Source organism: Neorhizobium petrolearium, from assembly GCF_029854435.1.
Lineage (GTDB): Bacteria > Pseudomonadota > Alphaproteobacteria > Rhizobiales > Rhizobiaceae > Neorhizobium > Neorhizobium petrolearium.
In genome coordinates this window covers 4,126,080-4,143,101 of record NZ_CP123000.1, presented here as the reverse complement: position 1 = coordinate 4,143,101, position 17,022 = coordinate 4,126,080, and the positions used below count along the sequence as shown (strand labels likewise).

The window sequence follows — 17,022 nt, the reverse complement described above, 5'->3', positions numbered from 1 at the left end:
ACGTGTTCAGCGTTGCCGAAGGCAAGCGCTGACCCGTTGGTTGGCGACAAGAAGGGCAAGACCTGACAGGATGCTCGCCAAGGGCACGATCAACAGGCCGAGTGCGAGACCGTTCGGAATGTCTGCGGCGCTTGCAGCGTCGCTGGCCATACCCACGAACAAGGGGCCGAGGGCCGGTCCGATCAGGCCGCTCCCGATCATCACGAGGCTCGATGCCTGTGCCTGACGACCCGGTCCGGCGACGAGATGCGCTGCACCGAAACCCCAGGGCAGCATGAAGGAGAATGAGAGCATCGAAGGCACGAACAGGGCGATTGCCATCCATCCTACCGGGACGAACAAAGCCGCAGTCGTGGTGACGCTCGCCATCAGGAAGAGGATGGCGGGGGGACCCAGAACCTTGCCGGAACCGGAGCGTGCCGCAAGGTCAAACCAGCGTCCGCCGCCCAGCGTGCCGACAATCCCCATCAGGCCCTGCAACAGGCCGAAAAAGATCCCTACTTCGGTTGCTGTAAAGCCGTGGGTCCGGATCAGGAACGGGACTGAAAAGGCATAGAAAGGCGCGCCGGCAAAGCCGAGAAGGATCGTGCCGAGGAACAGCCAGCGGAAGGCCGGGGATGCCAGGAGTTCAAGGCTTGTCTTGAGGAAGGGTTCGTTGCGCGTCCTTGCGTTTTGCAGACGGGGCGTCGGGCCTGCGACCAGTATCGTCAACAAGCCGATCAAGATGCCGATGGCACCCGCACCCATCAACACGATGCGCCAGCCGAAGGCATCTGCCATGGCACCGCCAGCGGCAAAACCTGCCATGGTTCCGAGAGGGATTCCCATCGCGAATAGGCCGATCGCAAGGCCACGTCTTTCAGGTTCGATCTTGCGGGCGATCAATGCGTGACCGGACGGGACGGCTCCCGCCTCACCGAAGGCAACGCCGAAGCGCGTGAGCGCAAGGAACATGAAACTTGCAGCAACGCCACCCAGCGCTGTCATCGCGCTCCAAACCAAAACGCATGATACCAGCACGAGCCGCGGCGAGCCGCGATCGGCCGCACGGGCAAGCGGTAGCGAAAGAAGGGCGTAACAGACTGCAAAGGCAAGGCCAGTTAGCAGCCCCATTTGTGTATCTGTCAGTGACAGGTCCGCCTTGATTTTTTCCGCCAGGATGAATGGGAGGATGCGGTCAATCTGTGAAAAAGCGTTTATCAGGAGAAGTGTGGCGCAGATTGCGACGAACCGCCAACTTCCGACATATTCACTGCTGTCAGGTACAGGCTTGGCCCGTGCCGTTGACGGATCTCTTGACCCGGCGACAATTTCTGCCATTTTGAGGTTACTCCTCGCTTGGTTGCACCCTTAAGCTAGACGGAGTGTCCAATGACCAGAATGCCCGAACTCTCAAAAAACTTGCCTATTCCTGCAGAAGAGGAGCTTATGCCGGGGCGGAGCCAAGTGTTAACCTGGCCGCGCAAGCAGCCGGAGCCGCGCATGAATGCACCGCTGCTGGCTGCCGTGACGGACTACATCGAGTCAAAGGGCGGGGGCCAAGGCCTGTTCCCTACAGCCATCGATGGCTTCAATATCGTTCGCTCATTCCAGTCGATGATGCCGATGCGAAATATCTATCGGCCGTCGCTCTGCGTTGTGCTGGAAGGGGCAAAGGAGCTTCATTTCGGAGAAGAGAGACTGAGCTACCGGACGATGGAGTGCCTTGTCGTCAGCGTAGGGCTTCCGGCGACCGGCCGCATTGTCGAGGCAAGCGAAGAGGTCCCCTATGTGGGCGTCTTGATCGATTTCGATGTGGCAACCTTGCGGAATGTCGTCGAACAGCTGGACGCCCTTCCGGTGCAGTCAGAGGAATCGGGCCCCTGTGCATTTGTTGCCAAAGTCGATCAACCCTTGGCCGACTGCATTCTTCGCCTAGTGAGATTGTTGGCGACGCCGAAAGCAATTCCAGTTCTGGCGCCTTCGATCGTGCGTGAAATATGCTACTGGCTGTTGAGCGGGCCGCATGGCGGTGAGATTTGCAAACTTGCGCTGCCGGAATCGAACATCGAACGCGTCGTCAGGGCCGTATCAGTGCTGCACACCAATTTCGCAGAGACACTCCGGGTCGAACAGCTGGCAGAAATCGCGCGAATGAGCCCGTCGTCCTTCCATCAGCATTTCAAGGCCTTGACCTCCATGACGCCGCTGCAGTTTCAAAAGCAGTTACGCTTGCTCGAGGCGCGCCGTCTCATGGTGACAGAAGCCGCCAATGTCGCTGAAGCGGCCTACAAGGTTGGCTATGAAAGCGCGTCGCAATTCAGTCGCGAGTATTCGAGAACTTTCGGCGTCGCTCCGAAGCAGGATGCTTTGACCCAGCAGCGCCTCCACACCGCGTATGCAAGTCGGATAGTCTCCGCATCCCCCTAGACTGCGGACGACGAGCGTCTCCATGAGATCTTGCTATAAAGCCAGTTGCGCCAGGTAAGCATGGGGGCCCACAATCCGGGTCCTCCTGTGTTCAGCCTTGTAAGTCCCTCGACATGTGCTCCGTAGCGTCTTTCGAATTGTTGCATAAAGAGCAAGAGCGGTAAGTTCTGGAACGCACCTCAAAGAATGTTCCATAAGTGGGCCATACGCTGCACCAACGATCCGCGTAAGAAAAGTAATTGGAGATTCAGTGACTTAGAGATTCTGATGAGCAGGTCGCAAGTCCATATTCTTTCAAGACAAAACTACTGCTTCCTTACGCAGCCAATTTGGGAATTTCGCGCTCAACCAATCGCAGGAATCGGGTGTTGCGAGCCCCCGCAACCACGCTACAGCACGCTATAGCTGGAGAAACTACGATCTCCGCTGAAGCAGCGCGATTCCCAATGGGTTGGGTGAAATTCCTTTCCAGACCTCAGGAATGACTTTTTCACCGCTTATTGGGTCGGTCCTGCAGTATCGATGCTGACACCCGCCGATATGCCCGCCTTCCCGTCTGGATCGCACGGCGGTTTCGGCCCGACTAGATCTGCTGATCTGACAGGTTCGATCTGCCGCCGGCAATTCCTTCAGACTAAAGTGGAGGCCAGCCTTTAAGCCGTCTCGATTGAATCGAGCATGCACGCTCCAGATTGCGATCGGCGGACGTGAAAGGGCCGCATTGCCTCCGCATATTGGATGCATTGAGCGTTTCTTTGGCAGCAATGCAAAGAGCCGCCGGATTCCTTCTTCACTGAAATCACTGAACGCAGCCACCCAACGCTTGGCGCATGGATCGGCACGATACCCTGATCGCATATAGTTGCCATTGCAGGTCCATGCTGCAGCTAGATCCCAGCTCTCTGACGTGGAACACACAAGTCCGCCGCCGGCTGACCTCACCAGCAGGAAATAGCGAACAAATCGAGAGGCGGCTGTGCCTCCCCCATTTGAATCTTACAGGAGCAGGCCACGATGGCCTCGAAATCTTCCATGAACAACAAGCGCCTCCGCCAGGGCTATTCCGATAAACTGGTCAAGGTGCCTGCACGTCCGGCCTACCGGAATGATAGGGATCAATACGAACATTACCTCGCACTCGCCCTAGAGAAAGCGTCAGCTGGCGCTCGGATCGAGGCTGAAAACTATTATCAACACGCCGAGCACTATTTTCGAAGCGCGACAGCCGATAGGCCTCTCTAAAATCGGCCGATGCATAAGACAGGTATGTGAGGAAAAGACGAACGCGCGAGGCAGACAATGGAACTCTATTATTTTGTCCTGCTTTTTATAGCGGTGGATGCGGTGATTATTGGCGCGTGGGTATTCCGCATCATGTGGATGAAGCTCAAAACCACCGCACCTTTGGGCGCGGGTAAAAAGTAAGAGAAGCGTGCGAGCAAAAGAGGCTCCCGCATCTGCACCGGGATTGCCGGACAATCCGATACAAATGGAGAAAGCCATGAGCCGCACGAGCACCCGTACTGTCACGTTTCAGAAATCTTTTCTGCTTCCGGGAATGGAGGCTCCGCATGCTGCCGGTACTTTCGAACTTCAGATGCGGGAGGAGCCAATTGACGTGATGTGGGAGGCCTATCACCGAACGCTGACGATTATGCTCACGTCGGCGGGGCGTCTGGAGGCGTGGCCGGTGAGCGAGACCGATTTAGAAAACGCGCTTGCAGCGGATCAGGGGCCAGATACCCACAGGGTCCGGCTGTGAGCCTCACATTGCGGCGGGGAAATCTCGTGTTGGTTGACCTCAGATGACAAAGCTTACGGTACGACATCGCACGACCTACAGCTATCGCAGGAAAGTGGAGCTTGCGCCGCATCGCCTGATGCTTCGGCCTCGGGAGCGGAGGGAGTTACATCTGCTGGCTCACGAGATATCGACGGCACCGAGCTCGGGCGCCCGTATCGTTTCCGGCTACCTATTCAATCCCGTCGGGGGCCTCGAAGGCTCGCCGGACAGGGGGTCGACCCATGCCTGGGCAGAGATCTTCGTCCCAGGCGCCGGCTGGATTCCTTTCGACCCCACCAACCGAAGAATGGGCGGCGAGGACCTTATTCCTGTCGCGGTCGGCCGGGATATCAGCCAGGTGGTGCCGGTGGCAGGAAGTTCTCTCGGTCCATCAGATGCCTGCGCATTTATGCAGGTGGACGTCGAAGTGCTTTCCGGGAACGTCTCGGACATGAGGCAAGCGAAGAATGGCAACCACCAGGCAGTCGTGGTGAATGACCGTCAATCCTAACGAGAGGAGAATGCCTATGGTACAAGAACCCATTGAATTTGCGGTAAGCTCTAACGGCGACCGATGGTTCCTCGAGCGCGCCCAGGCAGCGGGCGAGGATATCGTTATCCACCGCGCCAACCTTGCCTCCGGTGGTACGGAAACCAGGATGGCTGTCTCAAGCTTTCTTCACGTCACCGGCGGGCGTCCCGAGGGTAGGGCTCTTCGCGAAGCTCTGCGTGAAGTAAATTCCCGTGATACGCAATTGGAAAGCGAAACACCCGTCGCTCAAGCCAAGCCCCGAAATCGCTCTCCCTGGTCGAAGCCGGCCGATGGCACCCGCTTATGAGCAGAGCGCCTTGAACTTTTCCGTCGGGCTGCATCGGCTCAGGCTCTGTAACCATCAGGGATGCCGCAACACAGCCTGAAATATGGAATCACGTGAAGCTAAGGAGGTGGGATGGGGAGCTTTCAGGGTCGCACTAATCCCAGATCTGTTGGAGACGCGCCTTGGCGGGATAGCTTCCACATTGCGGGCTGTTTCCCGTCCCCCACCTCAGGCTGAGGGGATCGCCCAGACCGGCTTCTTCGTTTGCTGCACAGACGGGTAGTCCGGCGCAGCTATCTCGATCGCATCTGGGATTCGGCGAAGGCGGCGAGGAAGTCTTCGCGCATGTCCTCCGCCGTGATCTCGTTCCGGAGGGCTGCATGGAAGCGCCTTCTCTCTCGGCTGTAGCAGGGGCCATACTGATGGGGGATGTTTTCAGCCAAATAGCGCAGAGCGTCGCGGGGACCGCGAACTTCCACCTTGGACCGGTCCGCCAGCTCGATGGCTACCGGTAGATGCCAAAATGCGGAAAAGGCGATTGGAATCACCGGGGTCGCCATTATCGGAATCTGCCGGCGTTTCTGAGCAAGTCGATCTCCTTGGCTATCGGTCCCAGCAGTTTCCTCAGGCGATTTTCTTCCACTTTATCAAGACGAAATCGCTGTGCAAACTCGCTGACATACCAGATTTTTTCTTTCCCAGGTCGGCCGATTTTGTCTGGAGGAATGGGATATTGCATGCCGAGATCCTTTTGGCACGAGATGGATTCACCGGAAGTGTTCGAGACCAAGGGTGATTGTGCCGTTGCGGGTTGCTGCATAGACCGCCTTCGCGACCTTCAGAATTCGGGGCCGGAGCGCATCGAACGAAGCGAGGTAATCGTCCTCGCTCGCTGTTCGCTGCGACAGCGCGCCGGCCAGCACTTCTGCGGGCACGTAAAAGTGAACCTCGAACATGCCGTCATGCCCGAGGAAGCGGACCCGCCTATGTGCATCATCATAACTGCGTGCCGAGTTCGGAAAGGAGAGGGGCACTAACGACCTCCCTCATCCTGCCATCGATCGATGGCTTCGTTTTTCGGTGAACTTTCAGGCCGTGGATCGGCGGTAAGCCCAGTATCTCGATGTTCCAGCGCCAACAGCAGGGCTTTCCTTGTTCTGTTTCCATTCCGGAATTCCGAATTCAAGAAGACTAAGGCTTCGCGTTTGGCGTCTGAACTGGCTTCGGCTTCAACACCTCTGAAGCCTGCAGCTCTCAAGACATCCCTGAGCATCGCTACATTGACGGGATCGATGGATTCCTGTGGTGAATTGGAAGACATATGGTCCTCCTTTGTTGGGGCGAGGGTGACACCTCGATGGCAGCGCCCGTGAAACGAGCTGCCATTGTTCGTGGATGTCGTGCGCCGGTCTCCCAATTACAAGTCGAGTTGAAAAAAATCCATAGGAAATCACTCGTTGAGTGCAGCGAAATTTCCAGGGGAATTAAATCTAAATCCGCCTAAATGCGCTAATCAGCAGAATACGCCTTGTAGTTTTCCGGCATGGCCACATATTCAGTAAACGAATGACGCCCTTTATTCGTAATTGTGCGTTGTCATGTCTGTAAATTTGTTTCTTTTCTTTAAGAAACTGACGGCATTTGCCTGATCGAAGCCCCAAATCTGGCCCCGATTACGTGAACCTTTCGGCCGATTCGGCGCCCGAAGGAAGGCTGCTCCGATCTCAGATCGTTCCGATCTTAGCGGTAGATCAAGGAGGCCTCATCGTGACATTCGAGCATGCGAGCGTGCGGATCGCCCGTAAACCGTGGGGCAGCCACGATCTTACACCCTGGAACGGCTGCGACAGCCGCGAAGCTGCAATCGGGGAGCTCAGGTTTGATCGCAGCGAGAAACAGGCGCCTGATCCCGCCTTGCTTCTGAAATTGCTGTTCACAAAGCAAACGCTCTCGATCCAGGTTCACCCGGATGAAGCCTTTGCCCAATCGAACGGAATGGCCAACGGCAAGACCGAGGCTTGGTATGTGCTGTCGGCGGAACCCGGCGCCCAGGTTGCTGTGGGGTTGAAGCGGACGTTAAACCAGGCGCAGTTGCGGGCTGTGATCGCCGATGGTTCGATTGCTGATCTCATCAAATGGCGGGACGCTGCGGCTGGCGATGTGTTTTTCGTCCCGGCCGGGACCATCCACGCGATCGGCGCTGGTCTCGTCATCGCCGAAATCCAGCAGAGAAGCGACACGACATTTCGCCTTTTCGACCACGGGCGCTTGCGCGAATTGCATGTAGATGAAGCCGTCGCAGCGGCCGATTTGGAGCCGGCGAAAGCAGAGGCTGCCCCCATACGTCTTACGCCTGCCAGGACGCAGCTTGTATCGTGTCCCTTCTTCACTCTTGAGCGGATCGACCTTCCTGCGAATGCGAGGTGGGAGCTACTGGCCGAGCGTGAGACCTGGGCTCTGGTCATCGCCGGCGCTGCAAATGTCGGATCGATGCATGCCGGTGTCGGCGATGCGTTTTTTGCCGACGCAGATCGCATTGACATAAAAGTTGGGAAAAATGGCCTGACGGCTTTGCTGGCCTATGCCGATAGTGCGCCTGAGCTAGGCCTGTTGCGCGATCTCGATGTGCAGAAGGCAGATCTTCCAGCCCGTCAGGACCGTGTCCCGGCACTCATTCACCATGAAAAACCGACCGGCTTGCCGTTCCGCTCGATGGAGGGGCAATCATGACCAAGTTCAAGAATATTGCGTTCATCGGCAACTCGCTCCCTCGCCGCTGCGGCATCGCGACGTTTACCACCGATCTGCAGCAGGCCGTTTCAAATTCACCTGCGAGGGTGGGGACGGCGATCGTGGCAATGACCGACCATGGTCACGCCTATGACTATCCCGCAAGCGTCTGGCTTCAGATTCCAGACGAGAGGCCCGACGATTATATCCGCGCAGCGGAAGCCCTGAATGCCGGCCGGTTTGACGTCGTCTGCCTGCAGCACGAGTTTGGAATTTTTGGAGGCGAAGCTGGTAGCCATATCCTTACACTTCTCTCGCGGCTCGACATGCCGGTCGTGACGACGCTTCACACGGTTCTTGCCGCACCCAGCCCGGCGCAACGCAAGGTCTTGGCACGAATTGTCGAGAGTTCAGCGAAGATCGTCGTCATGGCAGAGAAAGGGCGCGCGCTCCTACGTGAGATATACGGGGTCCCGGCTGAGAAGATCGAGGTGATCCCCCATGGGATTCCGGACATTGCCTTCAGTGAGCCGGCTGTCGCAAAGGCAAAGCTCGGGTTCGAGGGCCGGTCCGTTATCCTAACCTTCGGCCTGCTCTCACCCAACAAGGGCGTCGAGGTCATGATCGATGCGATGCCCCGGATACTGGAAAGCCGGCCCGACGCCCTCTATGTCGTGCTTGGTGCGACCCATCCCAATCTTGTCCTTCGTGAGGGTGAAGCATATCGCGAAAGCCTGATCGCGCGCGTGCGGGATCTCGGGATCGAGAGCCAAGTGGTGTTCCTCGATCAGTTTGTCGACCAGGTAACGCTCTTGGACTTCATTTCCATGTGCGACGTCTACACCACGCCCTATTTGAATGAGGCGCAGATGACGTCAGGCACGCTGGCCTACAGTTTTGGCCTCGGAAAAGCGGTCGTTTCGACCCCTTACTGGCACGCTCGCGAACTTTTGTCCGGCGGACGCGGCATTCTTGTGCCTTTCGGTGATGCGAAAGCCATCGGCAACGAGATCGCCGGATTACTGATCGACGATGCAAGGCGGGACGCCATGCGTACGCGCGCTTACGCCAGCAGCCGGTCGATGACGTGGCAAAGGACGGCGGAGCGTTATCTCGGTTTATTCGAGGAAGCGATCCAACCCAGGCCTCTCCCCAATGCGCTGTTGCCGGGAAGTCGGAACGCATCCACGCGTAAACCTGCTGGCCCGCCAGAGCCGCAGCTCACCTATTTTCTCTCCATGTGCGACGATACCGGACTGCTCCAGCATGCCGTCCACTCAGTGCCGGACCGCTCACATGGTTATTGCGTCGATGACAATGCGCGGGCCCTGCTTCTGGCGAGCGCTCTTAACGCAGCAGGCGAAACGCCCCTGCCGGAGCCATTGACGACGCGCTTCGCCTCCTTCGTGCAGCACGCCTGGAATCCTGGCGAGAAGCACTTCCGCAACTTCATGGGCTTCGACCGGCGTTGGCTCGAAGACAAGGGCTCCGAGGATAGCCATGGCCGGACGCTTTGGGCTCTGGGAGAATGCGCCCGAGGCGATAGCAATCCGTCCCGACGGACCTGGGCTGCCTCCTTGTTCGCCGAAGCCCTGCCGACCGCCAAAGGTTTTCTCTCGCCGCGCGCCTGGGCCTTCACGCTGCTCGGACTGGACGGATATTGCGAGGCTTCTGAGGAGGACGTCTTCGCCCAACGCATGCGGCGGCTTTTCGCGGATCGTTTGATGGATCTCCTTGTTCGTGTGGAGACGGAGGATTGGATCTGGTTCGAGGAGGGTCTTTCTTATGACAATGCACGTCTGCCTCAGGCGCTCATCCTCGCCGGGCTTGCCACTGAAATTCCTGCCTATACCGCGGCGGGGCTGAAAACTCTACGTTGGCTCATGACGTTGCAAACCGCTCCCCGCGGCCATTTCAAAGCAATCGGCACGGACGGCTTCAGCGATAGACGAATGCCGCCCCGAGGGTTCGACCAACAGCCCCTAGAAGCGACAGCAACCATCTCCGCCTGTCTTGCTGCGTGGCGTGCCGATCACGGTGCCGAATGGAGGGCCGACGCGGCAAGTGCATTTGAGTGGTTCCTGGGGGCCAATGATCTGTCATTGCCGCTCGTCGATCTCGATACGGGAAGCTGCCGGGACGGGCTGCACCATGCGCGCGTCAATGAGAATAGAGGCGGTGAGTCCGTTGTGTCGTACCTTTTGGGCCTCATCGAGCTTCGCAAGCTTGCACGCCTAAACAACCAGGCGGCAGCGCTCACCCCGCTTCGCACCCTGAGTGCCTGAAGCTCTCTTTTAAATCCAGTAGGATAAACAGAGGTTACTTTGTCACAAGCCACTTTTCTGAATCGTCAAGCCCTTTTTCTACGACCTGATTCCACGCGCGTCGTGGTACGGCCGTTCAAGCCCGCGGTTGAGCCGCGGGATTTCAATCCGACGGACAAGAGCCGGGCAAATCATATCGTAGACCGGGTTCTGGCGCTCGATTCGGAGACGGCGGAAAGCCTGCTTGCGGATGTGCTGGAAAATTTCGACGGGCGCCACCGAAACCTGCTCGCGACGTTTGAAAATCGGGCGGGCGAGATGGAGGAGGCATTCGCGGCTCATGTTGCGTTTTCGAAAGTGCAACGTCAGCTCATAGGCGCTTATTTCCTTCACGAATATTCCTTCGAAGCGTCGGCGCTCTTCAACCCCAGTATCGTCATGCATCCGGATCAATCCGGCGTGCCCCAGGGAAGCCAGCGTTTCATTCTCAGCCTGCGCGCGGTCGGGGAGGGGCATGTGTCTTCCCTGACATTCCGAACCGGGTTGATTGCGGCGGATGGAAGCGTGGAGATCGAGCCGACCGCGCGGTTGGCGTCCACTCCAACGTTGCACACCCGGATATCGGAGCACCTTGGCGAGCCTATCGACGTAAGCTTCAGCTCGCAGCAACACATCAGCGAGCGGGTGATTTTTCCCATCACACCGGCGCAATCGAACGGTATCGAGGATGCCCGCTTCGTGGAGTTCCATGACGATGGACAGAGCACATTCTATGCAACCTACACGGCCTATAGCGGCAAGGCGATCCGCTCCGAATTGCTGGAGACCAGCGATTTCATATCTTTTCGCATGACCCCGCTGAAGGGGACCGCAGCGAGAAACAAGGGAATGGCGCTGTTTCCGCGCAAAATCGATGACCGCTACGCCATGATCGGGCGGCAGGACAACGAGAACCTTTATCTCATTTACTCCGATGATCTCTACACCTGGGAGGAAGGGCAATTGATCCTGAGGCCCAAATTTCCATGGGAGTTCGTTCAGATGGGAAACTGTGGATCGCCGATCGAGCTTGACGAGGGATGGCTGTTGCTGACCCACGGGGTCGGTCCCGTCCGCCGATATGCGATCGGGGCGGCCCTTCTCGATAAAAAGGATCCATCCAAGGTTCTCGCTCGCTCGAAGGAACCGCTGGTCCGGCCGGAGCCGTCCGAACGGGAAGGATACGTGCCGAACGTCGTTTATACCTGTGGTGCGATGCGCCACAACGACCAGATCGTTCTGCCCTATGCGGTCTGCGACACGTTTTCGAATTTCTCGACGATCAAGATTTCCGACCTTCTCAAGACACTCGATGGCTGAGGTGTGGTCTCGTCAGCGGTGAGTTAAGGGATGAAAGAGAGATGCAGCCTCACGTGTGCCCCGAACCTGAAGGCTCTCTCAGATGAGGCGGTCGTCTTCAGCTTGTTGGCGGGCACGACGACGCGTGCCATTCGTGGCCGGTTTCTTTGGTTCCTCAGGCGCTATTTCGCGGAGTTGTTCGAGGGGATCATCTTTCTCCCGCGTCGGTTGCGGGTCGGCCTTTTTTTCGAAGCGGATCATTCGCCGTATTTCCTAATTTGATGGATTGCGGAGGCGCTCCGGCATTGGCCGGAGCGCGGGCGCCTTCAAGGCCGGGCTTCTTCAGCCGGCAAGTGCCGTGGTGCACCCCTGAACCCCGAGCCTGTTAGGAGTGGTCTGTCCCGGCATGGTTGCCCAGCCACCGGCCTCGATGAACTGACGCCTCGCATAACCGTCGGTCATTGCCTTGAACTCCGTAAGCTTCGCGGACGCATCTGGCGCAGCGTTGAACCGCTCGACGCATATGGCGGAGGCAAGTTCTCCGCGCGCGTTCTCGACTGCGGTCGCTTCCGCCGTGCGGGAGGTGCCGCCCGTCACCCAGCCGCCCCAGGTGAATCCGATGATCATCGTGGCGACCGCAGTCACGACGCAGGTCCATACGAGGATCGTCTTGGATGGCTGGTAGTTATCGAAGCGCTGGAAGATCGAGGTCTTGCTGCTGCTTTGCATAGCCATTGGAATTCTCCTGTCGATTGTTGTTGGGTTCCGCCGCCTGGGAATTTCCAGCCATACGGCTCAGGCACTGTCCTCAGTATCCCATGCCACCCATGCCGCCGTTGCTGGCCGCCAAGGTGGAATCTTTTGCTGGGATGTCGGCAATCATCGCCTCGGCGGTGATCAGAAGCGCTGCGATCGAGCCGGCGTCCTGCAAGGCAGTCCGGACCACCTTGGCGGGATCGATGATGCCGGCCTTGATCATATCGACATAGGTCTCCGTCTGTGCGTCGAAGCCCTGATTGTGATTCACGCCGTCGGTGAGTTTTCCGATGACGATCGAACCCTCGACGCCGGCATTGTCGGCGATCTGTCGGATCGGGGCTTCGAGCGCTCTGAGCACGATCGAAATCCCCGCCGTCACATCGGCGTTCTCCCCGGTCAATCCGGTCAGGACCACCTTCGCTCGCAGCAGGGCCACGCCGCCGCCCGGAACGATACCTTCCTCGACCGCCGCCCGGGTGGCGTTGAGCGCATCGTCGACGCGATCCTTCTTTTCCTTGACTTCAAGCTCGGTCGCGCCGCCGACGCGGATCACCGCAACGCCGCCGCCGAGCTTCGCCAACCGTTCCTGCAGCTTTTCCCTGTCGTAGTCGGAGGTCGTCTCCTCGATCTGCGCCTTGATCTGGCTGATGCGCGCGGCGATCTCGGGTTTTTCACCCGAGCCATCGATGATCGTGGTGGTTTCCTTGTCTATCAGCACACGCTTGGCGCGGCCGAGCATATCGAGCGTGACGTTCTCCAGCTTGATGCCGAGATCCTCGGAGATCATCTGGCCGGCCGTCAGCACGGCAATGTCTTCCAGCATGGCCTTGCGGCGATCGCCAAAACCCGGAGCCTTGACTGCCGCGACCTTCAGGCCACCCCGCAGCTTGTTGACGACCAATGTGGCCAGAGCCTCGCCTTCGACATCCTCGGAAATGATCAGCAGCGGTTTGCCGCTCTGCACCACGACTTCGAGGATCGGCAGCATGGCCTGCAGATTCCCGAGCTTCTTTTCGTGGAGGAGGATGTAAGGATCCTCCAGCTCCACGCGCATCTTCTCGGCATTGGTCACGAAGTAGGGCGACAGGTAGCCACGGTCGAATTGCATGCCCTCGACGACGTCGAGCTCGGAATCGGCCGTCCTGGCTTCTTCGACCGTGATGACACCTTCGTTGCCGACTTTGTCCATCGCCTTGGCGATCATTTCGCCGACACTCGCGTCGCCATTGGCGGCGATCGTGCCGACCTGGGCGATCTCGCTCGACGAACTGACCTTCGTGGCGCGCGCCTTGATTTCCGTGAGCACGGCGGCAACGCCAAGGTCTATGCCGCGCTTGAGATCCATGGGGTTCATGCCGGCTGCGACCAGCTTGGCGCCCTCGCGGAAGATGGAGGCTGCGAGCACGGTCGCGGTCGTCGTGCCATCGCCGGCAAGGTCGTTGGTCTTGGAGGCGACTTCGCGCACCATCTGCGCGCCCATGTTCTCGAACTTGTCGGCGAGTTCGATTTCCTTGGCGACCGAGACGCCGTCCTTGGTGATGCGGGGCGCGCCATAGGACTTGTCGATGACGACGTTGCGGCCCTTGGGACCGAGCGTCACCTTGACGGCATTGTTGAGCAATTCGACGCCGCGCAGCAGGCGGTCGCGGGCATCGGTGGAGAAGATGATTTCCTTGGCAGACATGATGCTGGGTCCAGTTCGGTCTTGAGGTACGGGATCGGAATTCGTCCTGTCAGGCAGCCTTTTCGGCGGCCACTCCGGTCTTCTCCACGATGCCCATGATGTCGGCTTCCTTTATGATCAGAAGGTCTTCGCCGTCGATCTTGACCTCGGTCCCCGACCATTTGCCGAACAGGATCACGTCGCCGGCCTTGACGTCGAGCGGGATCAGTTTGCCGCTTTCGTCACGCAGGCCAGGCCCGACGGCGATCACTTCGCCTTCCTGCGGCTTTTCCTTGGCGGTATCGGGAATGATGATCCCGCCCTTGGATGTGAGATCGCCTTGCGCGCGCCTGATGACGACGCGGTCGTGGAGGGGACGGAATGTCATGGGAAATCTTTCTGCGGCCCGCGCATAGGGCGGCTGCGTTTATTCATATAACACCTCTGGCACTCGATTGGTAGAATTGCCAGAAAATATTATTTGTGAAGACGGTATATTATAATTCATATGAATGTCTGCAATTATTGCATGGTGGTAAAAATATTTTTTGTTTATTTTCTGTTTCCTGCAGAATTGTTGATTAAATATGTCAATGAAATTTGGGAATTAGTTCATCATGTCAAGTTGACGCGCAACGGAACTTGTTGATTTGGCCGATCTACCTTTCCCGGGGCCGGAGTCCTATGGCTCCCGTCCACAGCATCCTCGGCAATGACTGCATGAGCCCCATCCAGCATGCGGCAAGTCAGGCCGGCCTGACCGCCTTGGCGGTACCCGATGGCTCAGTGATGTCCAGACACGATTATGTCAGGATCGCCACCAGCGCCTACACTCCGCCGATGTTGCGGTCGCTGATGCGCCGCCAGAGGAATGGATGTCCTCGATCTCCGCGAGCATGCCGTTCTTTTGGAGAAACCGTTCGAAATTGTCGCGGACGACATCCGGTGGGAACCGACCTGCCACGGCATCCCGGCATGCCCCCAGGGTTGTCTCATAGGTGATATCCCGCTTTTCCTCCGGCCAATCCTCCAGAAAATCGAAGATGTCATCCAGGCATCCAATTTCTTGAATGAAGTGCTTTCTTTTCACGAAAAGAGGGCGGTCAAACAGATTACCCGCCATTGCGGCCTCCCACGCGATCCGATTTGACGACCGTGATCTAGGAGGACGATGTTGCATCTTCAGGACGGTGATAATCCCTCACGGCAACAAAAAAGGCCGGGGCGAAACCGCACCGACCTTCCTCATCATCGCTAACTCACCAGTGCCAGTACATCCGTGGTCAAAAGTCTGAAGCGACGGCGGCGATTGCGAGCGGCGAATTCATTCCAGCGCTCATCAGCAATGCCGATGCAGATCATATAGGCGGCCATTGTGTTCAGAACAAGTCGTGGGCTACCGAAGATGAAAATATGGAACCATCACTTCCCTTGGAGGGGCGGAGTCGCTGATCAAATCAGCGTGCCATAACCCGCAACCATTGTGAAAGGACGCAAAGGACTCGCGACGTCCTGCATGCTAGATTCCCAAAGATCGATGAACGCAAAGACCGTTCCGGCCGCTTGCCATCCTTCAGGAGGATCGCATAGCGGATATGACAGCGCGGTACGCCGTTCGTGAGGAAAGAGATCGTAGCTGGACCGTCTATGACGTCTTCACGGGCCTGCCTGCCAAACCATCGACATGGTTTCTTGTGGACCTGTCCGAAAAACAGGCTGAAATGTACTGCACCATTGTCAATGCAAAAGATGCGGCTCGCCGCGGTGAGCATGACTGATTGAGCCTCGTTCATCGGGGCGAGGTTCTCGATAGTCTGAGATGCCGGGGTGTCTGCATTTTGCCGGCAGGCCGGGGGACCGCCAAATGCCGCATTCCTGATTTGAAAGCCGATGGCGCAGATGCCATCGGCGACGCGGTTCATTTCGACTTCATGCGAAGTTCGCCATAGGCGGCGAAAAAGTAAGCTCGGGATTTATCCGGATCCTGCTTATGCGTGTGAGCCGCACGGCCGGATTCGACAGCCAGTCGATAAAGTCCACAGCAGAGCAGATAATCGGACTGGGTCTGGAAGCTCACATCTCGCGTGAGTGGATGTCAAACGGGCTCTCAATCCGGCTGTGTGTTTCCCGCCGCGCCATCAGCCACTAGATGATCGGGCACAGCCATCGAGGACAGCTTTCGAGCCATGCCCAGGAAATGCGCATCGTGATACTCAGGTTCTGTTTTAATACAAGACGACACCATTAGTTGGCTATGCTGCCAACCTCGGTATTTCGCGCTCTACCAATCGCAGGAATCGGGTGTTGCGAGCCCCCGCAACCAAAAATCCCAATCACAGCACGCCACGATAGCAGGACCTGCGATCTACTGCGCCAGCGTAGGGGTTGATAGGTCTCCTATGATGAAGCAGGTTCTGGTCATGCGGACCGCCGGGTAACAGCGGTCCGCAGTCATGGATCAACGGCTGGTCTCTTTCGCCGCCCTTTCGATGACATCGGCCACCTTTTCCGGCTGCGAGGCGAAGATCGCGTGACTACCCTTGATTTCGGTCACGTCGCTGCCGGCGCGCTGCGCCATATCCCGCTCAAGGTCGGGATTGATAGAGCGGTCCTCGGTGGCGACGATCGACCAGCTCTTCTTCGTCTTCCAGGCGGGCTCGCCGACCTTGGCCGAGAACGCTTCCTTGGAGGCGAAGACCTGCGATTTCGCCAGGAATGCAGCCTCGTCCTTCGGCAAGTCGGCGGCGAAGTCGTTCGCGAAGGCGGCGGGGTCGATATAGAGATATTTTCCGTCCTTCGTCTCGCGGATGTTCATGCTCCCGGCCGGCCGGGAACTTGCGAGGCCGATCAGGCTCTCGCCTTTTTCCGGCTGGAAGGCCGCGACGTAGACGAGGCCGGCGACAGTGGGATTGTGGCCCGCTTCGCTGATCACCATGCCACCATAGCTGTGACCGACAAGCAGTGTCGGACCGTCCTGCAGCTCCAGTATCCGGTTGGTCATGGCGATATCGTCGGCGAGCGAGGTGATCGGTTCCTGCACGATCGTAACGTTGAAGCCCCGCTTTTCGAGGATTTCAGTCGTCTTACGCCAGCCGGAGCCGTCGGCCAGCGCCCCATGCACGATGACGATGTTCTTCACGCCGGCGGCCTGGGCGGCGAAAGCGATCATGCTGGTGGCGAATGCAAGTGCGAGGGTTGCGATATAACGGCGGTTCATGGGTTCAACTCCTGTGGTTTGAGGTTGCTGTGAAGGGAGGA

20 protein-coding genes are annotated in these 17,022 nt (G+C 58.0%); 8 read left to right on the top strand and 12 right to left on the bottom strand.

All coding sequences use genetic code 11. The features are described 5' to 3' along the window. Window positions 1-6: 6 nt before the first annotated feature. On the bottom strand, window positions 7-1,320 hold the full coding sequence (locus QEO92_RS20150; protein ID WP_227704213.1) for an MFS transporter: 1,314 nt from the start codon (window positions 1,318-1,320) through the stop codon (window positions 7-9). Between the two features lie 162 nt (window positions 1,321-1,482). On the opposite strand from QEO92_RS20150, the gene QEO92_RS20145 reads away from it, so the two are divergent. The 5 genes from QEO92_RS20145 to QEO92_RS20125 all read left to right on the top strand — a co-directional run bounded on the left by QEO92_RS20145 (window position 1,483) and on the right by QEO92_RS20125 (window position 4,703). Continuing rightward, window positions 1,483-2,409, top strand: coding sequence for an AraC family transcriptional regulator (locus QEO92_RS20145; RefSeq protein ID WP_227705223.1), 927 nt, complete (start codon window positions 1,483-1,485; stop codon window positions 2,407-2,409). 1,014 nt (window positions 2,410-3,423) lie between these two features. Further along, the gene (locus tag QEO92_RS33140; RefSeq protein ID WP_320443037.1) at window positions 3,424-3,651 is read left to right on the top strand and encodes a DUF4167 domain-containing protein; all 228 of its coding nucleotides are present in this window, start codon (window positions 3,424-3,426) and stop codon (window positions 3,649-3,651) included. 57 nt (window positions 3,652-3,708) lie between these two features. Continuing rightward, window positions 3,709-3,834 (top strand): hypothetical protein, encoded by a 126-nt coding sequence (locus QEO92_RS20135; RefSeq protein WP_265105715.1) that lies wholly within the window; start codon window positions 3,709-3,711, stop codon window positions 3,832-3,834. 76 nt (window positions 3,835-3,910) lie between these two features. Then, window positions 3,911-4,171 carry a hypothetical protein gene (locus QEO92_RS20130; RefSeq protein ID WP_227704212.1) on the top strand — a complete coding sequence of 87 codons (261 nt, stop codon included), beginning with the start codon at window positions 3,911-3,913 and terminating at the stop codon, window positions 4,169-4,171. Between the two features lie 43 nt (window positions 4,172-4,214). Continuing rightward, a complete protein-coding gene (locus tag QEO92_RS20125; RefSeq protein ID WP_227704211.1) occupies window positions 4,215-4,703 on the top strand; it encodes a transglutaminase family protein in 489 nt (162 codons plus the stop codon). A gap of 600 nt (window positions 4,704-5,303) precedes the next feature. Here QEO92_RS20125 and QEO92_RS33270 read toward each other — a convergent pair. From QEO92_RS33270 to QEO92_RS20110, 4 genes are read right to left on the bottom strand one after another with little or no spacing between them, the layout of a single operon-like run. After that, complete coding sequence (locus QEO92_RS33270; protein WP_227704209.1) at window positions 5,304-5,570, bottom strand: DUF982 domain-containing protein; 267 nt, start codon at window positions 5,568-5,570, stop codon at window positions 5,304-5,306. Further along, the gene (locus tag QEO92_RS20120) at window positions 5,570-5,749 is read right to left on the bottom strand and encodes a hypothetical protein (RefSeq protein WP_227704208.1); all 180 of its coding nucleotides are present in this window, start codon (window positions 5,747-5,749) and stop codon (window positions 5,570-5,572) included. Before QEO92_RS20120 ends, QEO92_RS33270 begins: the two co-directional genes overlap by 1 nt. A gap of 28 nt (window positions 5,750-5,777) precedes the next feature. Continuing rightward, complete coding sequence (locus QEO92_RS20115; protein WP_227704207.1) at window positions 5,778-6,044, bottom strand: DUF1488 family protein; 267 nt, start codon at window positions 6,042-6,044, stop codon at window positions 5,778-5,780. Beyond that, window positions 6,044-6,331: a hypothetical protein gene (locus QEO92_RS20110; protein ID WP_227704206.1), complete on the bottom strand. Its 288-nt coding sequence runs from the start codon at window positions 6,329-6,331 to the stop codon at window positions 6,044-6,046. Before QEO92_RS20110 ends, QEO92_RS20115 begins: the two co-directional genes overlap by 1 nt. 356 nt (window positions 6,332-6,687) lie before the next feature. Between QEO92_RS20110 and QEO92_RS20105 the strand changes: the two genes are divergently transcribed. The 3 genes from QEO92_RS20105 to QEO92_RS20095 are packed head-to-tail and all read left to right on the top strand — an operon-like array spanning window position 6,688 to window position 11,363. After that, complete coding sequence (locus tag QEO92_RS20105; RefSeq protein ID WP_227704205.1) at window positions 6,688-7,740, top strand: class I mannose-6-phosphate isomerase; 1,053 nt, start codon at window positions 6,688-6,690, stop codon at window positions 7,738-7,740. Next, complete coding sequence (locus QEO92_RS20100; RefSeq protein ID WP_227704204.1) at window positions 7,737-10,025, top strand: glycosyltransferase family 4 protein; 2,289 nt, start codon at window positions 7,737-7,739, stop codon at window positions 10,023-10,025. The genes QEO92_RS20105 and QEO92_RS20100 overlap by 4 nt, the downstream gene beginning before the upstream one ends. A gap of 39 nt (window positions 10,026-10,064) precedes the next feature. Beyond that, entirely contained in the window at window positions 10,065-11,363 is a 1,299-nt protein-coding gene (locus QEO92_RS20095) for a glycoside hydrolase family 130 protein (RefSeq protein WP_227704203.1), read from the top strand. 78 nt (window positions 11,364-11,441) lie between these two features. On the opposite strand, the gene QEO92_RS20090 is transcribed toward QEO92_RS20095, so the two are convergent. The 7 genes from QEO92_RS20090 to QEO92_RS20060 all read right to left on the bottom strand — a co-directional run bounded on the left by QEO92_RS20090 (window position 11,442) and on the right by QEO92_RS20060 (window position 16,981). Then, window positions 11,442-11,603 carry a hypothetical protein gene (locus QEO92_RS20090; RefSeq protein ID WP_227704202.1) on the bottom strand — a complete coding sequence of 54 codons (162 nt, stop codon included), beginning with the start codon at window positions 11,601-11,603 and terminating at the stop codon, window positions 11,442-11,444. Window positions 11,604-11,684: 81 nt separating this feature from the next. Further along, a complete protein-coding gene (locus QEO92_RS20085) occupies window positions 11,685-12,077 on the bottom strand; it encodes a hypothetical protein (RefSeq protein WP_227704201.1) in 393 nt (130 codons plus the stop codon). Between the two features lie 73 nt (window positions 12,078-12,150). After that, window positions 12,151-13,785: a chaperonin GroEL gene (gene groL, locus QEO92_RS20080; RefSeq protein ID WP_227704200.1), complete on the bottom strand. Its 1,635-nt coding sequence runs from the start codon at window positions 13,783-13,785 to the stop codon at window positions 12,151-12,153. A 49-nt stretch (window positions 13,786-13,834) separates the two neighbouring features. Then, window positions 13,835-14,152, bottom strand: coding sequence for a co-chaperone GroES (locus QEO92_RS20075; protein ID WP_227704199.1), 318 nt, complete (start codon window positions 14,150-14,152; stop codon window positions 13,835-13,837). 420 nt (window positions 14,153-14,572) lie between these two features. Continuing rightward, window positions 14,573-14,887, bottom strand: a complete 315-nt coding sequence (locus tag QEO92_RS20070) for a DUF982 domain-containing protein (protein WP_320443036.1) — start codon at window positions 14,885-14,887, stop codon at window positions 14,573-14,575. Between the two features lie 334 nt (window positions 14,888-15,221). Further along, entirely contained in the window at window positions 15,222-15,686 is a 465-nt protein-coding gene (locus tag QEO92_RS20065; protein ID WP_227704198.1) for a hypothetical protein, read from the bottom strand. A gap of 536 nt (window positions 15,687-16,222) precedes the next feature. Continuing rightward, a complete protein-coding gene (locus QEO92_RS20060; protein WP_227704197.1) occupies window positions 16,223-16,981 on the bottom strand; it encodes an alpha/beta fold hydrolase in 759 nt (252 codons plus the stop codon). Window positions 16,982-17,022: the final 41 nt, after the last annotated feature.

Excerpts from the sequence above, each read along its gene's own strand:
- QEO92_RS20150 (WP_227704213.1), bottom strand. The coding sequence starts at position 1,320 with ATGGCAGAAATTGTCGCCGGGTCAAGAGATCCGTCAACGGCACGGGCC.
- QEO92_RS20145 (WP_227705223.1), top strand. The coding sequence starts at position 1,483 with ATGAATGCACCGCTGCTGGCTGCCGTGACGGACTACATCGAGTCAAAG.
- QEO92_RS33140 (WP_320443037.1), top strand. The coding sequence starts at position 3,424 with ATGGCCTCGAAATCTTCCATGAACAACAAGCGCCTCCGCCAGGGCTAT.
- QEO92_RS20135 (WP_265105715.1), top strand. The coding sequence starts at position 3,709 with ATGGAACTCTATTATTTTGTCCTGCTTTTTATAGCGGTGGATGCGGTG.
- QEO92_RS20130 (WP_227704212.1), top strand. The coding sequence starts at position 3,911 with ATGAGCCGCACGAGCACCCGTACTGTCACGTTTCAGAAATCTTTTCTG.
- QEO92_RS20125 (WP_227704211.1), top strand. The coding sequence starts at position 4,215 with ATGACAAAGCTTACGGTACGACATCGCACGACCTACAGCTATCGCAGG.
- QEO92_RS33270 (WP_227704209.1), bottom strand. The coding sequence starts at position 5,570 with ATGGCGACCCCGGTGATTCCAATCGCCTTTTCCGCATTTTGGCATCTA.
- QEO92_RS20120 (WP_227704208.1), bottom strand. The coding sequence starts at position 5,749 with ATGCAATATCCCATTCCTCCAGACAAAATCGGCCGACCTGGGAAAGAA.
- QEO92_RS20110 (WP_227704206.1), bottom strand. The coding sequence starts at position 6,331 with ATGTCTTCCAATTCACCACAGGAATCCATCGATCCCGTCAATGTAGCG.
- QEO92_RS20100 (WP_227704204.1), top strand. The coding sequence starts at position 7,737 with ATGACCAAGTTCAAGAATATTGCGTTCATCGGCAACTCGCTCCCTCGC.
- QEO92_RS20090 (WP_227704202.1), bottom strand. The coding sequence starts at position 11,603 with ATGATCCGCTTCGAAAAAAAGGCCGACCCGCAACCGACGCGGGAGAAA.
- QEO92_RS20085 (WP_227704201.1), bottom strand. The coding sequence starts at position 12,077 with ATGGCTATGCAAAGCAGCAGCAAGACCTCGATCTTCCAGCGCTTCGAT.
- groL (WP_227704200.1), bottom strand. The coding sequence starts at position 13,785 with ATGTCTGCCAAGGAAATCATCTTCTCCACCGATGCCCGCGACCGCCTG.
- QEO92_RS20075 (WP_227704199.1), bottom strand. The coding sequence starts at position 14,152 with ATGACATTCCGTCCCCTCCACGACCGCGTCGTCATCAGGCGCGCGCAA.
- QEO92_RS20070 (WP_320443036.1), bottom strand. The coding sequence starts at position 14,887 with ATGGCGGGTAATCTGTTTGACCGCCCTCTTTTCGTGAAAAGAAAGCAC.
- QEO92_RS20065 (WP_227704198.1), bottom strand. The coding sequence starts at position 15,686 with ATGAACCGCGTCGCCGATGGCATCTGCGCCATCGGCTTTCAAATCAGG.
- QEO92_RS20060 (WP_227704197.1), bottom strand. The coding sequence starts at position 16,981 with ATGAACCGCCGTTATATCGCAACCCTCGCACTTGCATTCGCCACCAGC.